Annotated in this window: 20 protein-coding genes; 10 read left to right on the top strand and 10 right to left on the bottom strand. The window is 65.9% G+C overall.

Annotated features, from left to right (window positions below; translation table 11 throughout):
* Positions 1 to 619: 619 nt before the first annotated feature.
* The gene (locus C8D78_RS03955; protein WP_120950527.1) at positions 620 to 991 is read left to right on the top strand and encodes a VOC family protein; all 372 of its coding nucleotides are present in this window, start codon (positions 620 to 622) and stop codon (positions 989 to 991) included.
* A 316-nt stretch (positions 992 to 1307) separates the two neighbouring features.
* On the opposite strand, the gene C8D78_RS03950 is transcribed toward C8D78_RS03955, so the two are convergent.
* Together C8D78_RS03950 and C8D78_RS03945 are read right to left on the bottom strand one after the other, a co-directional pair.
* Positions 1308 to 1991 (bottom strand): FMN-binding negative transcriptional regulator, encoded by a 684-nt coding sequence (locus tag C8D78_RS03950; protein ID WP_120950526.1) that lies wholly within the window; start codon positions 1989 to 1991, stop codon positions 1308 to 1310.
* Between the two features lie 96 nt (positions 1992 to 2087).
* Positions 2088 to 3062 (bottom strand): DMT family transporter, encoded by a 975-nt coding sequence (locus tag C8D78_RS03945; RefSeq protein ID WP_120950525.1) that lies wholly within the window; start codon positions 3060 to 3062, stop codon positions 2088 to 2090.
* Between C8D78_RS03945 and C8D78_RS03940 the strand changes: the two genes are divergently transcribed.
* Positions 3061 to 4476, top strand: a complete 1416-nt coding sequence (locus tag C8D78_RS03940) for an aminotransferase-like domain-containing protein (protein WP_120950524.1) — start codon at positions 3061 to 3063, stop codon at positions 4474 to 4476. The two genes, C8D78_RS03945 and C8D78_RS03940, sit on opposite strands and share 2 nt — an antisense overlap.
* Positions 4477 to 4587: 111 nt before the next feature.
* Here the strand turns inward: C8D78_RS03940 and C8D78_RS03935 are convergent, their stop codons facing one another.
* A complete protein-coding gene (locus tag C8D78_RS03935; RefSeq protein WP_244208227.1) occupies positions 4588 to 4926 on the bottom strand; it encodes a YnfA family protein in 339 nt (112 codons plus the stop codon).
* A gap of 190 nt (positions 4927 to 5116) precedes the next feature.
* On the opposite strand from C8D78_RS03935, the gene C8D78_RS03930 reads away from it, so the two are divergent.
* From C8D78_RS03930 to C8D78_RS03905, 6 genes are all read left to right on the top strand, one after another.
* Positions 5117 to 5914, top strand: a complete 798-nt coding sequence (locus C8D78_RS03930) for a dioxygenase family protein (RefSeq protein WP_120950522.1) — start codon at positions 5117 to 5119, stop codon at positions 5912 to 5914.
* 158 nt (positions 5915 to 6072) lie between these two features.
* Entirely contained in the window at positions 6073 to 6936 is an 864-nt protein-coding gene (locus tag C8D78_RS03925; protein ID WP_120950699.1) for an SDR family oxidoreductase, read from the top strand.
* Between the two features lie 172 nt (positions 6937 to 7108).
* Positions 7109 to 7627, top strand: a complete 519-nt coding sequence (locus C8D78_RS03920; protein WP_120950698.1) for a universal stress protein — start codon at positions 7109 to 7111, stop codon at positions 7625 to 7627.
* A gap of 96 nt (positions 7628 to 7723) precedes the next feature.
* Complete coding sequence (locus C8D78_RS03915; RefSeq protein ID WP_120950521.1) at positions 7724 to 8893, top strand: hypothetical protein; 1170 nt, start codon at positions 7724 to 7726, stop codon at positions 8891 to 8893.
* Between the two features lie 130 nt (positions 8894 to 9023).
* Positions 9024 to 10223: an SLC13 family permease gene (locus C8D78_RS03910; protein WP_120950520.1), complete on the top strand. Its 1200-nt coding sequence runs from the start codon at positions 9024 to 9026 to the stop codon at positions 10221 to 10223.
* Positions 10224 to 10434: 211 nt separating this feature from the next.
* Positions 10435 to 11121, top strand: coding sequence for a PRC-barrel domain-containing protein (locus tag C8D78_RS03905; RefSeq protein ID WP_120950519.1), 687 nt, complete (start codon positions 10435 to 10437; stop codon positions 11119 to 11121).
* Between the two features lie 57 nt (positions 11122 to 11178).
* Here the strand turns inward: C8D78_RS03905 and C8D78_RS03900 are convergent, their stop codons facing one another.
* Positions 11179 to 11823: a LysE family translocator gene (locus C8D78_RS03900; protein WP_120950518.1), complete on the bottom strand. Its 645-nt coding sequence runs from the start codon at positions 11821 to 11823 to the stop codon at positions 11179 to 11181.
* Between the two features lie 333 nt (positions 11824 to 12156).
* On the opposite strand from C8D78_RS03900, the gene C8D78_RS03895 reads away from it, so the two are divergent.
* The gene (locus C8D78_RS03895) at positions 12157 to 13752 is read left to right on the top strand and encodes an MFS transporter (protein WP_120950517.1); all 1596 of its coding nucleotides are present in this window, start codon (positions 12157 to 12159) and stop codon (positions 13750 to 13752) included.
* 53 nt (positions 13753 to 13805) lie between these two features.
* On the opposite strand, the gene C8D78_RS03890 is transcribed toward C8D78_RS03895, so the two are convergent.
* From C8D78_RS03890 to C8D78_RS19915, 4 genes are all read right to left on the bottom strand, one after another.
* Positions 13806 to 14471, bottom strand: coding sequence for a GAP family protein (locus tag C8D78_RS03890; RefSeq protein WP_120950516.1), 666 nt, complete (start codon positions 14469 to 14471; stop codon positions 13806 to 13808).
* A 39-nt stretch (positions 14472 to 14510) separates the two neighbouring features.
* Complete coding sequence (locus C8D78_RS03885) at positions 14511 to 15665, bottom strand: AI-2E family transporter (protein WP_120950515.1); 1155 nt, start codon at positions 15663 to 15665, stop codon at positions 14511 to 14513.
* Positions 15666 to 15722: 57 nt separating this feature from the next.
* A complete protein-coding gene (locus C8D78_RS03880; RefSeq protein WP_120950514.1) occupies positions 15723 to 16109 on the bottom strand; it encodes an SHOCT domain-containing protein in 387 nt (128 codons plus the stop codon).
* Between the two features lie 93 nt (positions 16110 to 16202).
* Positions 16203 to 16484: a hypothetical protein gene (locus C8D78_RS19915; RefSeq protein ID WP_244208226.1), complete on the bottom strand. Its 282-nt coding sequence runs from the start codon at positions 16482 to 16484 to the stop codon at positions 16203 to 16205.
* Between the two features lie 410 nt (positions 16485 to 16894).
* Here C8D78_RS19915 and C8D78_RS03870 point away from each other — a divergent pair, with 410 nt between their 5' ends.
* Positions 16895 to 17725 carry a class II glutamine amidotransferase gene (locus C8D78_RS03870; protein ID WP_120950696.1) on the top strand — a complete coding sequence of 277 codons (831 nt, stop codon included), beginning with the start codon at positions 16895 to 16897 and terminating at the stop codon, positions 17723 to 17725.
* A gap of 6 nt (positions 17726 to 17731) precedes the next feature.
* Here the strand turns inward: C8D78_RS03870 and C8D78_RS03865 are convergent, their stop codons facing one another.
* On the bottom strand, positions 17732 to 19117 hold the full coding sequence (locus C8D78_RS03865; protein WP_147429537.1) for a hypothetical protein: 1386 nt from the start codon (positions 19115 to 19117) through the stop codon (positions 17732 to 17734).
* Positions 19118 to 19759: 642 nt separating this feature from the next.
* A complete protein-coding gene (locus tag C8D78_RS03860) occupies positions 19760 to 20320 on the bottom strand; it encodes a potassium channel family protein (protein WP_120950512.1) in 561 nt (186 codons plus the stop codon).
* Positions 20321 to 20408 lie beyond the last annotated feature (88 nt).

Raw genomic sequence — 20408 nt, 5'->3', positions numbered from 1 at the left:
GAGGCGCCGTCTGTGAATCCAATCACGTCGGCATCTGAATACTGTAAACGTTTTCAGAATCGATCACAAGGGGGCAAATCAGGTGAGTTTTTCGTTCTCCAGCAGTGCCCACGCCTGTCGGCCGCGTGTTTGCGTTCATCCGGCGCGCAAGAGTGCATTGCCGTTGCGGGCCCTTCTGGACTCCGGCGACCGGGCTGGTACGCGTTGACGAGGGTCAACATGTCCGTCCGCCGCATTCTCGGATTCCGCTACGGAAACGGACTCCGGATGCGGAAAAGGTCATGCGCTACGGGGATGACCGTAGCGCTTGACTCGTTGCGTGTCGCCTGTCCGAAAGGGTTGCGAAAAGGACTGCTAGGCGGCGACCGAATCCGCTCGCCGACGTCCCGTCCGCGTCGTGAGCGCCCACGCATGCGCAAGGACCCGCCGGGATACCGGATGCCGATCCCAGGGCAGCGAGGGTGGCGGGTGGCGGGTGGCGGGTGCCGGGTCCGAGGGCCCTGTCCCGTGGCCCCGAACAGTGGGACGATCCGGGGGTAAGCACTAGGACCCTGTATTTCCCCCCGCCCGGCGACAGTTCGATCACGTCGGTCGGGTGGGTCTACCGAGGAGGTTACTGATGATCACTGCCACGATGGTTGTAGCCACGATCCCCGTCACGGACTTGGAACGGGCGAAGTCCTTCTACGGCGATACCCTCGGCCTGACATTTTTGTGGGAGACCCCTGCCGGCGCACGATTCCGCTGCGGAGCCGCCAGCGAGATCTCCGTCTTCAAGCGCCCGCCCGTCGCCACTGAGCACACCCTCGCGCACTTCGAAGTGGAGGATATCGAGGCCGTGGTCCAGGACCTGGGCGCCAAGGGCGTCGAATTCCTGGACTATTCCGAAGGTCCCTTGGTGACGACGGGCCACATCGCTCAGCTCGGCCCCGCCCGGGCTGCTTGGTTCCTCGATCCTGACGGCAACACCCTCGGGCTGCGCCAAGCCTAGAAAACGAACATCTCCGGTCCAGCGTCCGGGGCCGTGGAGCACGGACCGTGGAATCCACGGCCCGGGAGGGGCTCCTCGCACTCACTAGCCGGGGAATTCGCTAGGGAAACGGACGCGTGACGCGGAAAAGGTCCTGCGCTACGGAGATCCCCGTAGCGCAGGACCTCCCGCGTAGCGCCCATCCGAAAGCACGGCGAAAACGTCCCGCGTGAGGGTCCCCGGAATGCGTTTCCGTGGCGGATCCTATCTCTTAGGCGCCTGTGAGCGCTCCAGACCCGCACTTGAGCGGGCGCCGCTGCTCAGGCCGCTGCTCAGCTTAGGCAACAGGGCCGGCCGGAGCGCCGGAGTGGGGGCATCGTGGCTCGTCGCGGGCCTCGCGGCCCTCGCGGGCCGTCTCGACGTCGGCGGCGCTTTCCATCTGCCCGCGGGCCCGCAGCCCCGCTACCACGCCGTCAATGTCGGCGTCGGACCGGTTCTGGCTGAGTTTGTGCTTCGCCTCGATCCGGGTGATGAGAAGCTCGACGCCGACGATTGCGCGCAGCTGGCCGGCGATGTAGCGCTCGGGGGCATCGTCGACCGTCCACGGCCGCTCGGCGCCGGCCTCGTTGTGGTCGCTCAAGCGACGGACATGGCTGGCGAGCCACGTCGGATCGTCGTGGATGACGAGGTTGCCGTAAACATGGGCCGTGGAGTAATTCCAGGTGGGAACGACGCGGCCGTGCTCGGCCTTGGATGCGTACCACGACGGTGAGATGTAGGCGTCGGCGCCCTGGATGATGAAGAGAGATTCGCCGAGGGCGGGTTCGGACCACTGCGGGTTGTTGCGGGCGAGGTGTCCGTGGAGGGCGCCGTGTTCACCGGCCTCGGGATCGTAAACAAAGGGCAACAGTGTGGCAAGTATGCCGCCTGCGGTGGCGGTAATCAGGTTTGCCGCGGCCGGGCGGGTGAGCAGGTGCTTGATGGCATCGGGACTGACAGCGAAATGTGCGGGGATGTACACGGAGATCTTCCCTTCGGTTCGTGGACCGGTAGCGGAACGGGTGCGGGGTTTGGGACGAGGGTGACTTTGAAGGAGCCGGGGGAGGAGGTGGCCTGGTCACCGGGACCGACTCGCCGCGGCCAGCACCTGCTTCCCTGACCCCACCGGCCGGCCCGTCCCGGGCCGGGAGCGGACGGCCAGTCCGGCGCAGAATATGACGATCGCGCCGCCAACGATGGTGGTCCAGGTCAGGTCCTCGCCCAGGATGAGCCCGGCCCAGCAGATGCTCAACACGGGCTGGACCAGTTGGATCTGGCTGACCTGCGCCATGGGGCCAATCGCCAGGCCGTGGTACCAGGCGAAGAAGCCTAGAAACATGCTCACGACTCCAAGGTACGCGAAAGCGGCCCACTGTACCGGGGTAGCGGACGGAGGTTGTCCGGCCATAGAGGCGACCGCCATGCACACCATAAGCGGCGAGATCAGGACGAGGGCCCAGGAGACGGTCTGCCACGAGCCGAGTTCCCGGGCCAGTTTGCCGCCTTCCGCGTATCCAATGGCCGCGCACACGACGGCACCGAAGAGCAGCAGGTCCGCAAGATGCAGTTGCCCGAGGCCCCCGGACTGTGCGGACGCGAACACAACCGCCGCGACCGCGCCGGCACCGGTGATGATCCAGAACCTGGTTGGCGGGCGTTCGTGGCCGCGAAGCACCGCCATCGTGGCTGTTGCAGCGGGGAGCAGGGCGATAACGACGGCGCCGTGGCTGGCGGGAACGGAGGCAAGGGCGAAGGAGGTCAGCAGCGGGAAACCCACTACGACCCCGCCGGCGACGACGGCAACCCGCGCCCACTGGGCCCCCTGGGGCCGGCGCTGCCGGGTTATCGCGAGGGCGCACGCGGCGAGGATGGCGGCGACGACGGCCCGGCCCGATCCAATGAACAACGGCGGCAGGGCCGCCACCGCCACCCTGGTAAACGGAACCGTGAAGGAAAAGGCCGCGACGCCGACCAGGCCCCACCACAGTCCGGTGGCCGGTCCGGCCGATATCGGTTGGCCAATTCTCAGAGTAGCGCTACTATTGTGTCTCATGTCCAACGATAGCACTGCCCGGATTGTGGCACGGCTCCGGGAGTGGATTGCCACGGCCGCGCCGGGCGCCCGGCTTCCGTCGACGCGGTCCCTTGTTGCCGAATACCAGGCCAGTCCCGTGACCGTGCAGAAAGCGCTCCGCGCGCTCGCCGGGCAGGGCCTGATCGAGAGCCGCCCCGGGGTGGGAACGTTTGTGCGCGCCGTCCGTTCAGCGCGGCCCGCGGACTACGGCTGGCAGACGGCCGCGCTGGGCACGCCCCGCGCCCCGCTCCGGGCCGTCTCTACCGCGATGCGCAGTGCGCCGAACGATGTCATCGCCTTCCACTCCGGCTATCCGGACCGCGAGCTGCTGCCCGAGCGCCTGGTCCGGGCCGCCCTGACCCGGGCGGCCCGGGGAGACGCTGCCCTGTCCCGGCCGCCCGCCGCGGGGATGCCTGAATTGCAGTCGTGGTTCGCGCACGAACTCCGGTCTGCCACCCCGGCCGGAGTCACCCCGCCAACACCGGGCGATGTGATCGTGCTTCCCGGCAGCCAGAGCGGGCTCAGTTCCGTCTTCCGGGCGCTGGTCGGCAGCGGACAGCCGCTGCTGGTGGAGTCGCCGACGTACTGGGGGGCCATTCTGGCCGCAGCGCAGGCCGGCGTCCGCGTGGTTCCGGTGCCCAGCGGTCCCGGGGGCCCGGACCCGCAAGAACTGGCTCGGGCCTTTGATGAGACAGGCGCCCGGTTGTTCTATGCGCAGCCGAACTATGCCAATCCCACCGGCGCGCAGTGGCCGGCCCGAGTGGCCGAGCAGGTGCTGGACGTGGTGCGCGCCCACGGCGCATTCCTCGTCGAGGACGACTGGGCGCACGATTTCGGCATCACCACCGAGGCCACACCTGTTGCCGCCCGCGACGATTCCGGCCATGTGGTCTATCTGCGTTCGCTGACCAAGAGCGTGTCCCCGGCCATTCGGGTGGCCGCTGTGATAGCCCGCGGGCCGGCGCGTGAGCGCATTCTGGCCGACCGGGGAGCCGAGTCGATGTACGTCAGCGGAGTGCTCCAGGCGGCCGCCCTCGACGTCGTGACGCAGCCGGCGTGGCACACGCACCTGCGGGGGCTGCGCCACCAGCTCCAGGGGCGCCGGGACCTGCTGGTCAGCAGCCTGCGGGAGCACGCCCCGCTGGCCCACGTTGCACACGTGCCCACGGGCGGACTAAACCTGTGGGCGCGCTTGCCCGACGGCACCGACGTCGGCCAGCTCGTTCGCGACTGTGAAGCCGCCGGGGTGATCATCGCTGCCGGCGCCGACTGGTTTCCCGCCGAACCGGCCGGGCCGTTCATCCGGCTCAACTACGCCGGACCCAATCCGGGCGCCTTCCGGGAAGGCGCCCGGATCCTCGGGCAGGTACTCGGACAGACGGCAGGCCGCTAGGCGTACAGGGCACGGAGCCGCCGTTCCGCGCGGGCGCCGAAGGCGGGGGAGTTCTTGCCCAATGGCGGCGAGCGCCAACCATGCGGGACTTTTGAGCTTCCGGTGTGCCCGCTATCCGGCGTCGCGGGGTGCAAACATGATGACGGCGACCCCGAGCAGGCAGACCGCCGAACCCAGGATGTCCCATCGGTCTGGCCGGAAGCCGTCGAAGACCATTCCCCAGACTAGGGAGCCGGCGACGAATACGCCGCCGTACGCGGCGAGGATCCGGCCGAAGTGCGCATCGGGCTGCAGTGTCGCGACGAAGCCGTAGATGCCTAGGGCGACGACGCCCAGTCCCGCCCACCACCAGTCCCGGCCCTCCCGGACGGACTGCCAGACGAGCCAGGCCCCTCCGATTTCCGCGGCGGCGGCCAGAATGAAGAGCAGGATCGTTTTTGCGATAGTCACGCCCCCCATAATGGCACCGGACGGGCCGGCGACGCTTTCGGGTCGGCCGGACGGTGGCGCTGCGCCCGGACCGGGCACCCGGGCCCGGGCCGGCCGGGCCGGTCCCGCGTACCCGTGTACCCGTGTCCGGCGAGGGCCGGCCGTGAACGAGAAGCTTGAAGCTTCAATCAAAATACGTTACGATGGTGCCATGACTCAGACCACTGACCGCCCTCCGGTGCTCTTCCTTAGCCACGGTGCCCCGCCGCTGGCCGATGACTCCACGTGGACCCGCGAACTCAACGCCTGGTCCGGCACGTTCGGCAAGCCCAAGGACATCCTTATGGTGTCTGCCCACTGGGAGAACGCCCCGGTGACGCTCAGCGCCACCGGCCGTGATCCGGGCCTGGTCTACGACTTCTGGGGCTTCCCCCAGAAGTACTACGAGGTGGCCTATGACGCCCCGCAGGCTCCTGAACTCGCCGCCGAAGTGGAGAAGCTTGTGGCCAGCCACGGCCATCACGTTGAGCGCGACGAAAGCCGCGGCTTGGACCACGGTGCATACGTTCCGCTCAAAGAGATGTACCCCGCGTCCGATGTGCCGGTGGTGCAGATGTCGATGCCGACGCTCGATCCGCAGGGGTTGTTCGACCTCGGCAAGTCCCTCGGACCGCTTCGCGACCGGGGCACGCTGATCGTCGGATCAGGGTTCACCACGCACAACCTGCGTTGGTTCAACCCGGCCGGGGGACCGGACACCACCCCGCCGGCGGCCTCCAGCGAATTTGACCACTGGGCCGAGGAAGCCATGGCCCGCGGCGACGTCGACTCCATCCTGGACTTCCTGAATAAGGCCCCGGTCGCCCGCGAAGCACACCCCCGGAGCGAGCACTGGGCTCCCCTGTATGTTGCCCTCGGGGCGGCCTACGGCTCCGGTGACATCCAGGCCAAGACGGCGATCGACGGGTTCTGGTTCGGGCTCTCCAAGCGCTCATGGACGTTGACCTAGGCACAATCGCCGCACACGGCTGACGTCGGGCAACCACCGGCGTCGCACAACGTAACACCGGAATGCCCCGGGCCCGGGACCGGTTGTGCAGCGCGGAGCCGGTTCCCCGGCCCGCCAAGAACTTCATGAACTTTCACCGCGGATTCCAGGAGCGCAGCATGACGATTGCAGTAACAGGTGCCACAGGACAGCTGGGCCGGCTGGTCCTCGACGAACTGCTCACAAATCACGAACCCGCCGCGCTGGTGGCGGTGGTGCGTGACGCCGGCAAGGCCGGGGAGTTGCGGGCCCGGGGTGTCCAGGTGCGCGTCGCGGATTATTCCGATCCCGCCTCGCTGGAGGTCGCGCTCACGGGCGTCGACAGACTCCTCTTGATCTCCGGCAGCGAAGTGGGCTCCCGCGTGGCGCAGCACGCCAACGTGATCAACGCGGCCAAGGCGGCAGGCGTCAATTTCATCGCCTACACAAGTGTCCTGGCCGCGGACACCACTGACCTGATCCTGGCCCCTGAGCACAAGGCCACAGAGGAGCTCATCCGCGCGTCGGGACTGGAAAATACGATCCTGCGCAACGGCTGGTATACCGAAAACTATGTCCAGACCGTGGCCACGGCCCGGCAGACGGGTGCCGTCGTGGCAGCTGCGGGTGACGGCCGCGTGGCCAGTGCCGCGCGTGCCGACTACGCGGCCGCCGCCGCCGTGGTGCTCAGCTCCGCCGGGCACGAGGGCCGCGTTTATGAACTCTCCGGCGACTACGCCTGGGACTTCAAGGAACTTGCGACGGCGCTCACCGAGATCGCGGGCCGGGAGGTTGTCTACCAGCCCGTCACCGCCGCCGAGCTCGTGGAGGTCCTGACGTCAGCCGGGCTAGACCAGGGCACCGCGGGATTCCTCGCCGCCTTGGACTCGGACACCCAAGCCGGTCTGCTGGCCACCGTCACGGGCGATCTCTCCGGACTGATCGGACGGCCGACGACGCCGCTGCTGCAGGCCCTGCGGTCCGCGGCCGCGGCCGCGAGTTAGGTCCCGCGTCCGGCCGGGCCGGGAAACCGACGGCCGCCCGCGGACCGCATGATCCGGCGTCCCATTACCCTTCGCCGCGGGGCGGGGAATGGGCATAATGAAAGGCGTGGATTCTCTGCAAGCCCTCAAGGCATAACGGGCCAGCGGGTGCGGGACAGGAGGAATGGTCCCCGTGGAATCGTTGGGTGATTTCGGCCAGGCCGGTGCCGGAGTGTGGTCGGACGGCCCGCTGGTTCTCGGCGTGCCCTGGGATTTCGACGAACGGCTAGTCCGGGCCGCCGCGGGGCTCTCCGTCATCATGGGCACGCACCTGATCTGCGCCTTCGTGGACCCGGCTAGCTACCTCACGGAGTGGGAGCCCGCCGGTTCGCGGCCGGGCATCTCGCTCGATCCCGTCGTCAATGTCGACGCCGAATTTCCCTCCGGGCAAATGCTGGCCAGCATCGAGGGCATCCTCGGCCCTCCCGGCGGAGCATGGTCCTTCCGGGTGTTGAACGGAGAAGTAGCCCAGGCCCTGGGCCGCCTGGCCGAAAGCGCGGATGCGGCGGCGCTGATAGTCGGCGGCCAGCGGCCCGGGCGGATCGCGAGGATGGCCCGGCTCCTGGAAGGCTCCGTCAGTGTTTCCCTGACCCGCCTGCAGGCCAGGCCGGTGCTGATCGTTCCGCATGTCCTTCCCGGCCCAGGCCCGTGATCCGCTGATATGGGTTTCACCCCTTCAGGGTGACGGCCCCGAGCCCAAGTAGTCCTAGCGTTGGTCTACCACATAGCCAGCGAATCGAAGTGAGTGATGCCAGGCCGGAATGGACACACAGCCGTCACGGCGGAGTCGCGGGCGCTCTTCATCGGGTGCGTGGGCTTTGTGGTCCTCGGCGGCGTCGCGTTTCTGCTCGTCGGACGGGAACCCGTGTCGTTGTCCGGGCGCGGTTCGGCCGGTGACATTGCCGCGCTCGGCACGGCCATACTTGGCGCCGGAGCTGTGGTGGCCGGGTGCCTGCAGCGGCAGCCGGCCGTGTCACCGCAGGGACACGGGGGCGGCCGGACGCGCAATACCATCGACATCGCGGCGCTCGCGCTGGCTCACGGGAGTATTTTCCTGGTCGGCTGGCTGGCGCTCTTCTCGATCTTCCAGCAGGCGTTCATCGGTGCGGTCCTGTATCCCGTGGCAGCCGCAGTCCTTGTAGGGACCACTGGGGCCGTCAGTGTCTACATCGCGTACCTCTCGGCGCTCAGCATGACTGCCTACCGGCTCGCCGCACTCCTGGCCGGGTTCCTCGTCACCGGTGTCCTCGCCAGCATGCTCACTGCACAGGACCCTCAGTGGTGGCAGGAGAACCTGAGCGCCCTCGGCACGAGCTCCGACGTCTCGGGCGCGGCATTCAACATCACCCTGATCATCGCCGGCGTCGTTGTCACCACGCTCGCCGGATATGCCACCATGACTCTCGCGACGACGGCGACTACCCCGCCTGCACGTCATCGGGTGAGGCTGCTCGAAGGCGGCATCATCCTTATGGGCGTATTCCTCGCCTGCGTCGGCCTGTTCCCCGTCGACGATCGTTTCGGGCTCCACACCCTGGTTGCCTCCGGCATGGTGGTGGTGTTCGCGTCCCTCGCTGTCCGCATCCGCGCCCTCGTCCCTTCCCTCCCGGCGGCCTTCGCCGCGCTTGGTTGGCTGTTCCTGGCAGCCATCATCGTCGCCGCGGTGCTCTGGTTCCCCGTCGGCTACTACAACCTGACCGCAGTGGAGCTCATCGCCGCGTCACTGATCTTCACCTGGCTCATTGTCCTGATCCGTAACCTCGCCGCCGTCGACGCCGACCACCTCGCCGCCGACCGCCTTCCCGACGTCGACCGCCTTCCCGACGTCGACCGTCCGGGCCGGCCGCAGGCAGGGCCAGCGGACATCAAGGACCAGCCTGTTCCAGCCGCAAGCGATGACACCGCGGCCGAACCGTGAGCTCTGACCGGCAGGTCTGCGCCTGATCTGATCCGCGAAGAACCGCCAGACGTTTCCGCAACAACTCGTGCCCTTGCGACCAGGGGAGTTTCCCGCGCTGGCGGCCTATGCCGGGGAATAGAATCCGTTCATGCGTCTGGCGATCATTGGAGCGGTGCTACTTTTTGCCGGGACCGTGGCGGTGGCCGCCGGGGCCCTGCCCTTGGACGAGCTCGCGGCTCTGATCGACCGGGTGGCGCCGATTCTGCTCTTCGTCGTCGCGATGACCATTGTGACGGAACTGGCCAGCGAGGCCGGGGTCTTCCTGTGGACTGCCCGCCGGCTCCGGCACTGGGGCCGGGGACGCAGCATTCTCCTGTGGCTCTTCCTGGCGGTGTTCGCGACGCTGAGCACCATCTTCCTGTCCCTGGATACGACGGCGGTGCTTCTGACCCCGGTGGTGGTCAGCGTGACCCGGCAGGCCGGGCTTCCGGCGCTTCCTTTCGCGCTGACCACGGTGTGGCTTGCCAACACGGCCAGCCTGCTGCTGCCGATTTCCAATCTGACCAACCTCCTGGCCCAGCACAGCCTGGGCAGCATCAGCCCGGCCGGCTTTGCGGCCCTGATGTGGGCCCCGTCGCTCGCAGCCATTCTGGTGCCCCTGGTGTTTATCGGCATCGTCTTCCGGCGCGACCTCCGCAAGCGGTATTCACGGATACCGGTGGGGCGGATCAGACCGGATCAGCCTGCCGGCGGAGGATCGGACGCCGCGGCGACGGACCGGGTCCTACTCGGGGTGAGCGCCTCTGTACTGGCATTGCTGCTTCCGGCTCTGGTGTCAGGGATGCCGGTCTGGATCCCTGCCGTGGCTGCCGCCGTGGTGCTGGCGCTGGTGTTCGCGCTGCGGCGGCCCCGGGTCCTGAGGATCTCCCTGGTTCCCTGGTCCTTGCTGCTGTTCGCTTCCGGCCTCTTCCTGGTGATGGAAACCGCCCGGCAACTGGGCGCTCCGGTGCTGCTGGGCCGGCTGGCCGGGCAACGCCAAAGCCTCCCGGACTTGCTTCGGCTGGCCGCGACGGGGGCCGCCGGTTCAAATCTGCTGAACAATTTGCCCGCCTACCTGCTGGCGGAGCCATTGGCCCAGACACCGCAGCGAATGGCTGCCTTGCTGATCGGGGTCAATGCGGGCCCGCTCATCACCCCGTGGGCCTCGCTGGCAACCTTGCTCTGGCACGAGCGGCTCGTGCGAATGAATGTCCTCATCACGTGGAAGGGGTACGCGCTGTTCGGCCTCATCATCGCACCAGTGACGGTGCTGGCCGCGGTACTGGCACTGGCGGCATCCCACTCGTGAATCGTCCCAGCCGTGAATCGTCCCAGATAGAAATTGACCCAGACGTAAATTGACCCGTTAGTGAATCATCCCCGCCAGCCATGAGTCCGGCCGTGGCCGTGGTCAACGCCCGTTTCCTCGTCGGCTCTTACCGAATCCGGACAAACAGGCAAAAATGAAGTGCGGCCGGCCGGGCATCCGGAGCTGCACTATCGGCGAGGGAGGTGCTTGCATGCTCAGCCTGGAGGACATCGACAACATAGTCCTCAACGGAGGCATCGTTGTGGATGCCGACGGCGAGAAAGTCGGCTCCGTGGAACAGATCTTCACCAACGGCGAGTCCGGTGATCCGGCATTTGTCACCGTGCGGACCGGCCTGTTCGGCATGTCAGAGTCCTTCGCCCCGCTCTCCGGGGCCAGCCTGGCGGAATCCGTGATCAGGGTGGCCTTCGGCAAGGACAAGATCAAGAACGGGCCCCGGATCGACAGCAACCGCGGGGTGATCACGGCAGCGCAGGAGCAGGAGCTCTACCGCTATTACGGCCTGGCGGCCGACTCAAGCAGCAAGGAATCCGACGCCTTATCGAGCCGTGACGATGCCCCAGAGGCAGCTGGAGAGTCCGTGGAGACACGCTCGACTGCCGATCTCACGCCAAACGATAGACCGCCTGACGTCGCCGGGGCACGGCCCGCGGGACAGATGCCCCGCCCCCTGCCGCCCGGCCCCCCGGATGCCGGGCCGGCACACCCGCCCCCGCTACCTCATCTGCGCAAACATGTGCCGCCGGGCCTGCACGCCGTGCCGCCGGGCCCGCGTCCTGTGCCCCCGCGACCGCATCCTGAACCGCCCGGCGCCCGCCCGCATCCGGTGCGCCGGCCAACGGACCACCGGCCGCCAGAACCCGGTTCGAATCAATAGGCCCCTCACCCGTTGTGGGTGACCCTCGTGCTCGTGCTCGTGCCCGTGCCCGCGCGGCTAGGCGGAGATTAGCGTCTTCGTCAGGATCGTGCCACCAACGCCGACCAGGACCGCGCCTGAACCCCCAACGATCATCCGGCTGGTCCGGGGCCGGGCGAGAAAACCGGTCACCCTCTTGAGCCCACATAGCAGCAACACGTACCAGGCCAGAGCTATCAGCAGGAAAATGCAGGCCATCGCGGCGTGCTGGGCCAGGGGTGGTAGCGGGGCAAAATTGAACTGCGGGAACAGCGAAAGGTAGAACACAGCGACCTTCGGATTGAGCAGGTTGCTCACCATTCCCTGCACGAAGGGCGATCGCCCACCGAGTTGGCGTCCCGCCGCCCGGGCCGCGGGCTGATTGGGTATTTTGGGTTTCCTGTCGAACGCCTCCGCGAGGGCGCGGACACCCAGATAAAGCAGGTACGCCGCCCCGGCGATCCTGATCCCGGTCCCAAGAACCTCCGAGGCCCCCAGCAGCGCGGTGATACCGAGCACGGCCAGCAGCGCAAGAATCGTGTTGCCCACCATGATTCCGGCTGCCGCTGTTGCTGCCGATCGAGGGCCGCGCGTCGCGTTCCGAAGGACCAGCGCAAAGTCCGGTCCAGGCACGAGGACTACCACCAGGCAGGTCAGCACGAAGGCGGTTAGCTGTTGGACCATGGGGTGCCTCCGGGCATCGGACTCTTGAGCGGGACGGGACAAATGTGCCCGCAACAAAGCCAGGGCAGTCTTCTACGTTAGGCCATTCCGGGCGGATCACGTGCTTGCGTGGTTTCCACGGGCTGTTCGGGCTGAAACCTCACCCGCCAGGAATGATCCGGTCCAGGTGCCGGGCGGCTAGCTTTGCATCAGCATCACACCACGGCGGGCTCTGGCGGGATGTGATCTGGCGGTACCACGCGCGCGCGTGATGCTGTCCGGCCACGCCAGAGGAGGCGACATGTCCGGTGGTGAAACGTTCACGGACGCTGCGAACCGGGGAGAAGGCCACCGATGACCGCTTCCAGTAATTCGGGGGACCAGCCGGTGCCGTTCAACCAAAGGCTGGCCCTGCTGTTGGCGATGGCGATGTTCGTGCTTGTCGTCGACACGTCGATCATGAACGTCTCCATCTCCGCAGTGGTCAGGGACATCAACAGCACGGTCAGCGACCTTCAGGCGACGATCGCCATCGAGGCGCTGGTGTCCGCGGCCTTCATCCTCATTGGCGGCAAAGTGGGCGACCTGATCGGGCGCAAACGCGCCTACGTCATGGGCCTGTGCGGGTATGCGGTCGGTGCCGTGGCGATGACACTGGCCCAGAGCATCGTGCCGATCCTGATCTTCTGGGCCCTGATCGGCGGGCTCGGCGCGTCGCTCCTGCTTCCCGCCATGCAGTCGCTCATCCACGGAAACTTCGACGGCGACGCCCGCAAACGCGTCTATGCCCTCGTGGGAGCGTCGGCGGCGATCGCCGCCGCCGTCGGCCCCCTGCTCGGCGGCTTCATCACCACCTTTCTCTCCTGGCGGGTCGCCTTCCTGCTCGAGGCCGTCATCATCGCCGTCGTGCTCTCCGGAATCAAGCTCGTTCACGATGTGCCTTATACCGGACCCCGGGAGTTCGACGTCGTTGGATCGGTGCTTTCGGTCGTTGGTATGGGAGGCATTGTCCTCGGCATCCTGGTCTGGCAGGAGGGCGGCGAGGCCGTCGGAGCCGTGTTGATCATCGGGGCGGCCGGACTGGCCGGGCTGTACTACTGGCTCAAGCGGCGGGAGCGACTCAACAAGGCAATGCTGCTCGACCCGACACTGTTCCGGTCGAAAGGCTTCCGGTTCGGCGCCACGCAGCAAATGCTCCAACAGATCGCCCTCGGCGGCACCATGATCGTGTTGCCGATCTACCTTCAAATGGTCCTCGAATACAACGCAATGCAAGCAGGATTGTCCATTGCACCGCTCTCGCTCAGCATGTTCGGCATCGCCCTGCTCGCTGGCAAGAGGGCAGGAACGCGGCGACCGGCAGGCATCATCAGGTGGGGCTTCATGCTCCTGATGGTGGGCTTGCTCGCGGTCCTCCCCGTTGTGCCGCGCGCGGACTCCGGCTGGTGGCTCCTGATCCCGTTGATCATTGCCGGTTGTGGCCTCGGGCTGCTGGTCTCGCAGTTGAACAACTACACCTTGTCGCCAATCTCGGACGAACGAGTCAGCGAGGCCGCCGGCGTGAACTCAGCGGCAGGGTCCTTCGGGTTGTCGTTTGGCCTCGCCTTCGCCGGAGCCATTATGCTCGCGTCGCTCTCCTTGATTTTCACCAGCATGGCAAACTCAAGCTCCGTCCTCCCACCCGCGGAAAAGCAGCAGGTCGCCCAAGTGCTGGAGGAGGACGCGCAGGTGCTCAGCAATACCCAACTCTATGAACTCCTCGCCACTCAGCCGGTGCCGATCCAGGAAGAAATTGTCCGCATCAACACCGAAGCGCGGCCCATCTCACTCCAGATCGGCTTGCTGATTCCGATCCTGGCCAGCCTCGCCGGCCTCCTTCTCTCCTTCCGCATGATGCGGATCCCCGATCCTCGACCATCCGGCGCCGGGGAAGGCGCGTTTCTGGATTGAGCGCCGCAGCCGGTGTGCGAGGTCCGGACCGCCGGCCTGTGCGGACTTCCCGGTCAGAGCTGGAGGACGCTGTAGCCCACAAGGAAAAGCCCAATCGCCAGCGTGACGATCGCCGCGATCCTGCGGCCGTGGCGCTGCAACCAGTTGTAGAGCGTGGTCAAAGGTGCCTGGGCGCGTTCCGGAGAGCGCAGCCACACGAGGACCGGAATGACGACGGCGGACTGGGCCACGGCGGCGTAAGCGAGGACCAGCACGCTTCCTTCAAGCGGCGGCAGTTCCTGGACACCGATCACGGCGCCCGCCGTGACGGCCAGCAGGATTGCCTTGGGACGCAGGTTCAAGCCCAGGCCCAGGGCGACGAATTCCCAAGGCCGGGCGGAGATGAACCGCGACTTCACCTTGCCCAGCATGGCGTTGTCCCGCCCGCCTTTGCTCACGAGGAGGTATACGGCGTAGCCAATGAGAAGTACACCGATCAGAACGCCAAACTGGGCCATTAGTTCGTCCCTGCGCAGGCGTGGCCTGACGGGCAGGGACTGCAGCCCGACCGCCGACAGGCCCACGAGCAGAATCGAACCAACGAGGCTGCCGATCAGGAAGGGAAGGGCGCCGCGGCGTGGATTGGGCGAGAGCAGAATCATGATCGTCACACTGACGGGCACGGTGCTCATCGCCCCGGCGACGGCGAAGAGCAGGAGGCTGGTGATGGTGTTCAGCATGTGGCTTTCACCTGCCCCGGACGGCCTCCCGACAGCATGTCATGCCTTCGGGACACTGCCCGTGTCCGGCCGGCCTGGTCGTGGCCGGCCGCGGCGGGCGCGGATCGCATCGTCTTCTTGCTTGAGGAGCAGGGCCACGTCCCTTCTGTCGCCCGTCAAGGGCCGCCACAATGAAATGGACGGGTCTGAATCGAGCAGGAGGGCGCGGGCAAAAAGGGTCAGGGGAACCGCGAGGATCGCTCCGACCGGCCCCAGCACCACTGCCCAGAAAAGGACGGAGACAAAGGTCAGAGTCTCGCTGAGCGACACTGCGTTGCCCACGTACTTCGGCTGGATGACGGACTGGATCAGGCCGTTGATTCCACCATAGATGACGATGATGGCCACAACGGTCTGCCAGCCACCCGTGAGGAATCCGAAGAACAGCGGCGGGACGATCGCGATGAAGTAGCCAATGTTGGGGATGAAACTGCAGATGAAGGACAGCAAACCCCAGAGCAGGGCTCCGGGGACCTGGAGGATGACCAGGACAAGGAAGTTGAACAAGCCCTGGGCGAGCCCAAGGATCGTGGTGGCGACCATATAACGGCGCACGCCGGTCCCGAACTCGACGAAGGCGGAGACGACTGCCGGGCGGTGGAAGTTCAAATGGGTCAGGATCACGGGTACGCGCGAGCCGTCGATGGCCATGAGGATGAGCATCGTCAGGATGATAACGAGGCTGCCCGCCAGGCTCGCGATGTTCCCCAGCAGACTGCCGAGGAAGCCGATGATACTGCCCGGGGTGAAGCCGTTTAGGACCGCCTGGGTTTGCTCCGGGCCGAAGCCTATGGATTCCAGGGCTGTGGCGATGTTGGCGCCGAGCTGGGCCACTTGGGGGGCGTATTGCGGTAGCAGCGCGGAGAACTGGGCGAGGGAGGCCAAAAAGATGGCGGCGAAGGCGATGAGCAATCCGAAGACGGCCGCAATCGTGGTGCCCGTCGCGATGCCCCGGGAGATTCCCCGAGCCTGCATCCAGCGGCGGATCGGATGGACACACAGAGTGAGCACGAACGCAAAGAATACCGGTGTGATGATTCCCCTCATCGCACCCAGGCCGAAAGCCACGACGGAGGCGCTGGCCAGGGCCAGCAATATGGTGACGCTGCGGGGGAGGGCTGGGCGTGGCTCGGACTCCGATGATGCCGGCTCCATTGAGCCCTCCTTGGTTCAGTCTGGCCCTGGTTTAGGGGTGAGAAGGCGTGCGCCGCGTCAGGCGACTGCCTTGCTCTTGATCCTTTCGAATTCTTCCGCGCTGATGGTTCCGGCGTCCATGAGTGTCTTGGCTTTGGCGATCTCCTCGCTCGGGCTCGCGGCGGCAACCTGGCGAATATACGCATCCGTCTCCGCCTGGCTCTTACGGGCTTGTTCCATCGACCGCTTCGTCATTCCCTTGCCGCGGGCGATCATGTAGACCAGCAGCGACAGGAAAGGTACGAAGGCGAGAAAGAAGATCCATACGGCCTTCCACCAGCCGCTGAGTTCGTGGTCACGGAAGAGGTCACCGATGACCATGAACAACGCCCACAGGAAAGCGAAGATCGCATATACACAGAAGAGCCACCAGAAAATATTCCAGAAATCTTCGAAGAAACTCATTGTGGCTTCCCTACTTTCACTCGGCGCGGTGTTGTTTGTGAACGCGGCCCGGGGCGGGGGACGGGTATTGCGCAGATCGGCGTGCAGCCCGGGCTAGCACTTGACCTCGCTGGTGAGGTCGGCGACCGCGCCTTGCACGTTCGCAGCTTCGGCCCGCAGGGAATCGATTGCCTGGGTCAGGGTTGCGCTGTCGGGAACGGCCTTCACTGCGGCGGCGAACTTTTGTTCCGCCGTCTTAACTGCGTCCACCCGATCTTTGGCAGCGTCCCCTGCAGCGCTGACCATATCGTCAAAGGCTTTCACGACCTGATTCCGAGCTGTTTGGATCTGCTCAATGGTGGAGCTTGGTTTCAGGGTGTCCTTGAAATTCGTCAAGGCAGACTCGTAGGCAGAGGCGGCAGCGCAAACGGGCGAAACGCTCGGGGTCTGGCTGGGACTGGTGCTGGTACCTGTGCTACCGCAGCCGGCAAGTAACCCTATGGCTGCGACGAGCGTAATCATCCGCGCGAGGACTGGTAGTGGTCTCGACATTGGAGGCCCCTCTCTCCTTGGTTTGACGCTCTTCATAGGCCTGCGCCTGGGCAGGTCAAACACCGCAGGTATCACCAGTGTTGGCTTCGCGCCGTGCGGGCGCCTCACCCGCCGGGGGTGATCCTCGGGGCTGCACGCGACGGCGGGAGACTCGCCGTCGGCGGCTGCCCGGGCCTCGTCGAATCACCCCGGGGTGATGATGTGCGGGCCGCGCACCCGTGATGGACTTCAGTCCACAGGAGAGGGAGGACGCCATGTGTCGTTGGCTCGCGTATTCGGGTTCGCCGATCAACCTCGAGGAGCTTTTGTACAAACCCGCTAACTCGCTCGTGATGCAGAGCAGACACGCGCGGTTGGGAGTCGAAACCACCAACGGGGACGGCTTCGGTGTTGGCTGGTACGGATCGGCGCCGTATCCAGGTTTGTTCCACAGCACGGAGCCGGCCTGGCACGACCGCAACCTCCGCGAGTTGTCCGGCCAGGCGTCATCCGGGCGCGTCTTCGCACATATCCGCGCCTCGACCGGCTCGGCGGTCCAACAGACTAACTGCCATCCGTTTCGCCATCGCCGTTGGCTGTGGATGCACAACGGGCTCATCGCGGACTTCCCGGCGGTGAAGCGCGATCTCGCCATGACCGTGGAACCCTCGCTCTTTCCGCAGATCGAGGGAGCCACGGACTCGGAACTGTTCTTCTTCCTCGCGCTCACCTTCGGCCTGGAACAGGATCCGATCAGCGCTGTCGCTGCTGCCGTGGGATTGATTGAAGACGTCGGCAGGCGGCACGGCGTCGACTTTCCGATTCAGATGACGGTGGCAACCACCGACGGCGAGACGACTTGGGCGTTCCGCTACTCGAGCGAAGGCCGTTCACGGTCGCTGTTCCACAGCACCGACGTCGCGACACTCCGCGAGCAGTACCCGGACAATCCCATGCTGCATGTCCTCTCTGACAACGCGCGACTGGTTGTATCCGAGCCCTTGGGGGACCTGCGCGGCGCTTGGCGGGAAGTGCCGGAGTCCACGTGCGTCGTCGTACACGGCGGCGGGGAAGACCTGGTTCCGTTCTCGCCCGCTATTGCCTAAAGGCGGTTAGGGGAGCGGAATCGTGGGATTCGGCTTGTCCGGGGCCCCACCGGCCGTGGCGGAATCCTTGCCGGTTGAGCCGGTAGAGCCGGTAGAGGCGGCAGAGCCGGTAGTACTGGTAGTAGGCGCGGCGGCCGGCCCGGCGGCCGCCGGTGAGGTTGCGGACTCGGGGGCCGTCACCGCGGTGGATTCGACGTCCGTGCCCAGGGCAATGGCAGGGCGGCAAAGCAGTTCAACCACGAGGATAGCCAGGACCGCAAGGACCGCCGTCCAGATTGCGACGGCCGCCGTCGGGTCCTGCCAAAAGATCAGCACCAGCACGGCGATTCCAACGACGACGGCTTCCAGTATCCGCCGGTAGCGGGCCAGCCAGAGCTGCCATGGTTTGGCCTGGCCCGCGCCGACCTTGCCGTTGATATAGTCGCCGGCAGTCGCCAGCCCGTGCCGGACAAACTCCGCGGGACGCGAGTGGCCGCCCAGGAATGCGGCCAGCGCAATGATGAGTCCCACCACAAATACGAGGCGCACGCTGGTGCGCAGTGGCACCAGCAGTGTCTCCACCAGGCTTTGTGCGGCTGCGGGGGAGACAGCGTCCGGCGGAATCGAGTTCAGGAGGATGCTGCGCCCGATCACGAGGCCCAGGGCCAACACCGCCATGGCTATGGCCACGGCCAACCCGACCCCGCTGGTGGTGCTCCGCTTCCGGCCACGCGGGGCCACGGCTACGGCGCCCACGGCACTGATCACCGTCAGCCATCCCAATATTGGGGCGGTCTGGTTCAACGTCCTGATCGCGGTCGTGGCCCGGACCAGTTCGGGTGACTGGAACAGGGCGATCTGCGCGTCAACCTCGGGGATCCTGGAAGCGATGCCGACACCTTGCTGGACCAGGAGCGTCTTGACCCGGGCGATGATCTCCTTCGTGGAGATCGTCACCGTACCGTTCTGGTCAATGCTGACGGTGCCGCCTGTGTTTCCGGTGGCGAGGTTCACCAGGCCCTGATGTGCCACCCGGTTCACCTGGATCCAAAGATCCTGGAACTGCGGCGTGGCCACGAATTTGGACACGGCGGAGTGAACGAGGTTCCTGGTCTGCTCCGCAATCACCGGCGCCAGACCGGTGATCACCGCAGCCGCGCGCGGCGCCGTCTTGCTGAGTTCGTTGAGTGCGTCGCGGGTGATGGCCTCGAAGTCCACGGAGTCGCTGATCTGTTGCGTGACCTTGTTCGCAATCTCGGCCTGGATCGCTGGGTCCGAGGCCAAGGGCGCCACGGTGGCCACATAGTGATCGGTGTCGATGAGTTCACTGCGCAGATAGAGGGCAGGGACTGCGGCGAGTGCCAAAACCGCAGTCAAGACCACCAACACGATTGCCACTATGTGCCGACCCATGCCCGAACGCTGCCTGGGAGGCCTCGGATGCGCCGTCCTGGCGTCGTCCCGTTCGCGCTGCAGCCGGGCGACCTCCGCCCGTAGGCGCAGTATTTCTTCCTGTTCCGGGCTGTCTGCGCCCGGTGACTGTTCGTGGAGGGACATGAGGTGCTCCGCCTAAGTAGCAACACTTCGCGCCGGCCCATGGCCACGGGCGGCTGCATTCGGATGAGTCAGGGCCGTCAGCAGAGCATCCACCAAGGCCAGGCTGCTGAATACCGGCACGGGAACAACCTCCAACTATGAGTCGATGGCGGCAGGCTCCGCGGTGACCCTAACGGGTCGTCCGTCGACGCCTGACTAAGCCGGAAGCAGGTAAGACAAGCACTGTTCCTGTTCCGCGGTTGGGCACTCATGACAATTTTCATTGTCCACTCGGCGGACTGCTCCAACCCCACCCACATCGGGTGATCTGGCTGCCTGAAGAATGGCCGGCCATGCCGGGGGCCGCGGGGCCAGGGTGGGGAACGTCCCGATGATGGTGAATAAGAGCCCGTCCCGGCAGCCCGGTTCGCCAGCCCATTTGCTCTGCCTGGTGCGCCATCCGCCAGCATGCACACCGGGCATCACCTCCTCCGGATGATCACGGGGGCGGTACAGGGGCTAACGGCCCAGGCGTCGGCCCGCCGCGAAAAATGCCACTTTTGCGACGAGGAGGAGAGCGCCCAGATCAGCAACCATTTGCACCGATACGACTGCGCGGGCCAATTGACTTACAGGAGTAATATCGCCGAACCCGACCGTGGCAAACGTGGACGTTGTGAAGTAAAGGGCGTCTGTCCGGGTTAGGTGCTCACTAAAGGACGACGGGTCCGTTAGGGACAGTGACAGGTATAGCAGCCCGAAAAGGCACAGGAACATTAGAACAGTTTCGACCACTGCCTCGGCCGCCCGGACTTGCGGGATATGTGCCGCGAGGATCATCCGCAGTTGGACAGCCAAGGCTGCCAAAAAAATCAATACAACTCCTGCCAGACGGATCCAGGCCGCCGCAGGATTGGCGTCATTGAATCCGCCCACCGGAATAAAGAAGTAAAGGGCGAGGATGATTACCGTAAATGCGGCCATACGTGAAACGGCCTGAATAAGGACACGCCGCCGGCTGGACTTATCGAGGTCGCGGAGGAAAATCGGATTACCCGGGGGGCCGTCCGTCGTAGCCATGACTGATGATACCCCGAGGCACACAATTCATGCCGCACGGCATTTGGGCCTGTACGGCCGCAGAAAAGTCGCGCTACTCCGGAGCGCA

Source organism: Arthrobacter oryzae, from assembly GCF_003634095.1.
GTDB classification, from domain to species: Bacteria; Actinomycetota; Actinomycetes; order Actinomycetales; family Micrococcaceae; genus Arthrobacter; species Arthrobacter oryzae.
The sequence above is the reverse complement of the archived record's forward strand: the minus strand, read 5'-3'. Positions and strand labels throughout refer to the sequence as shown.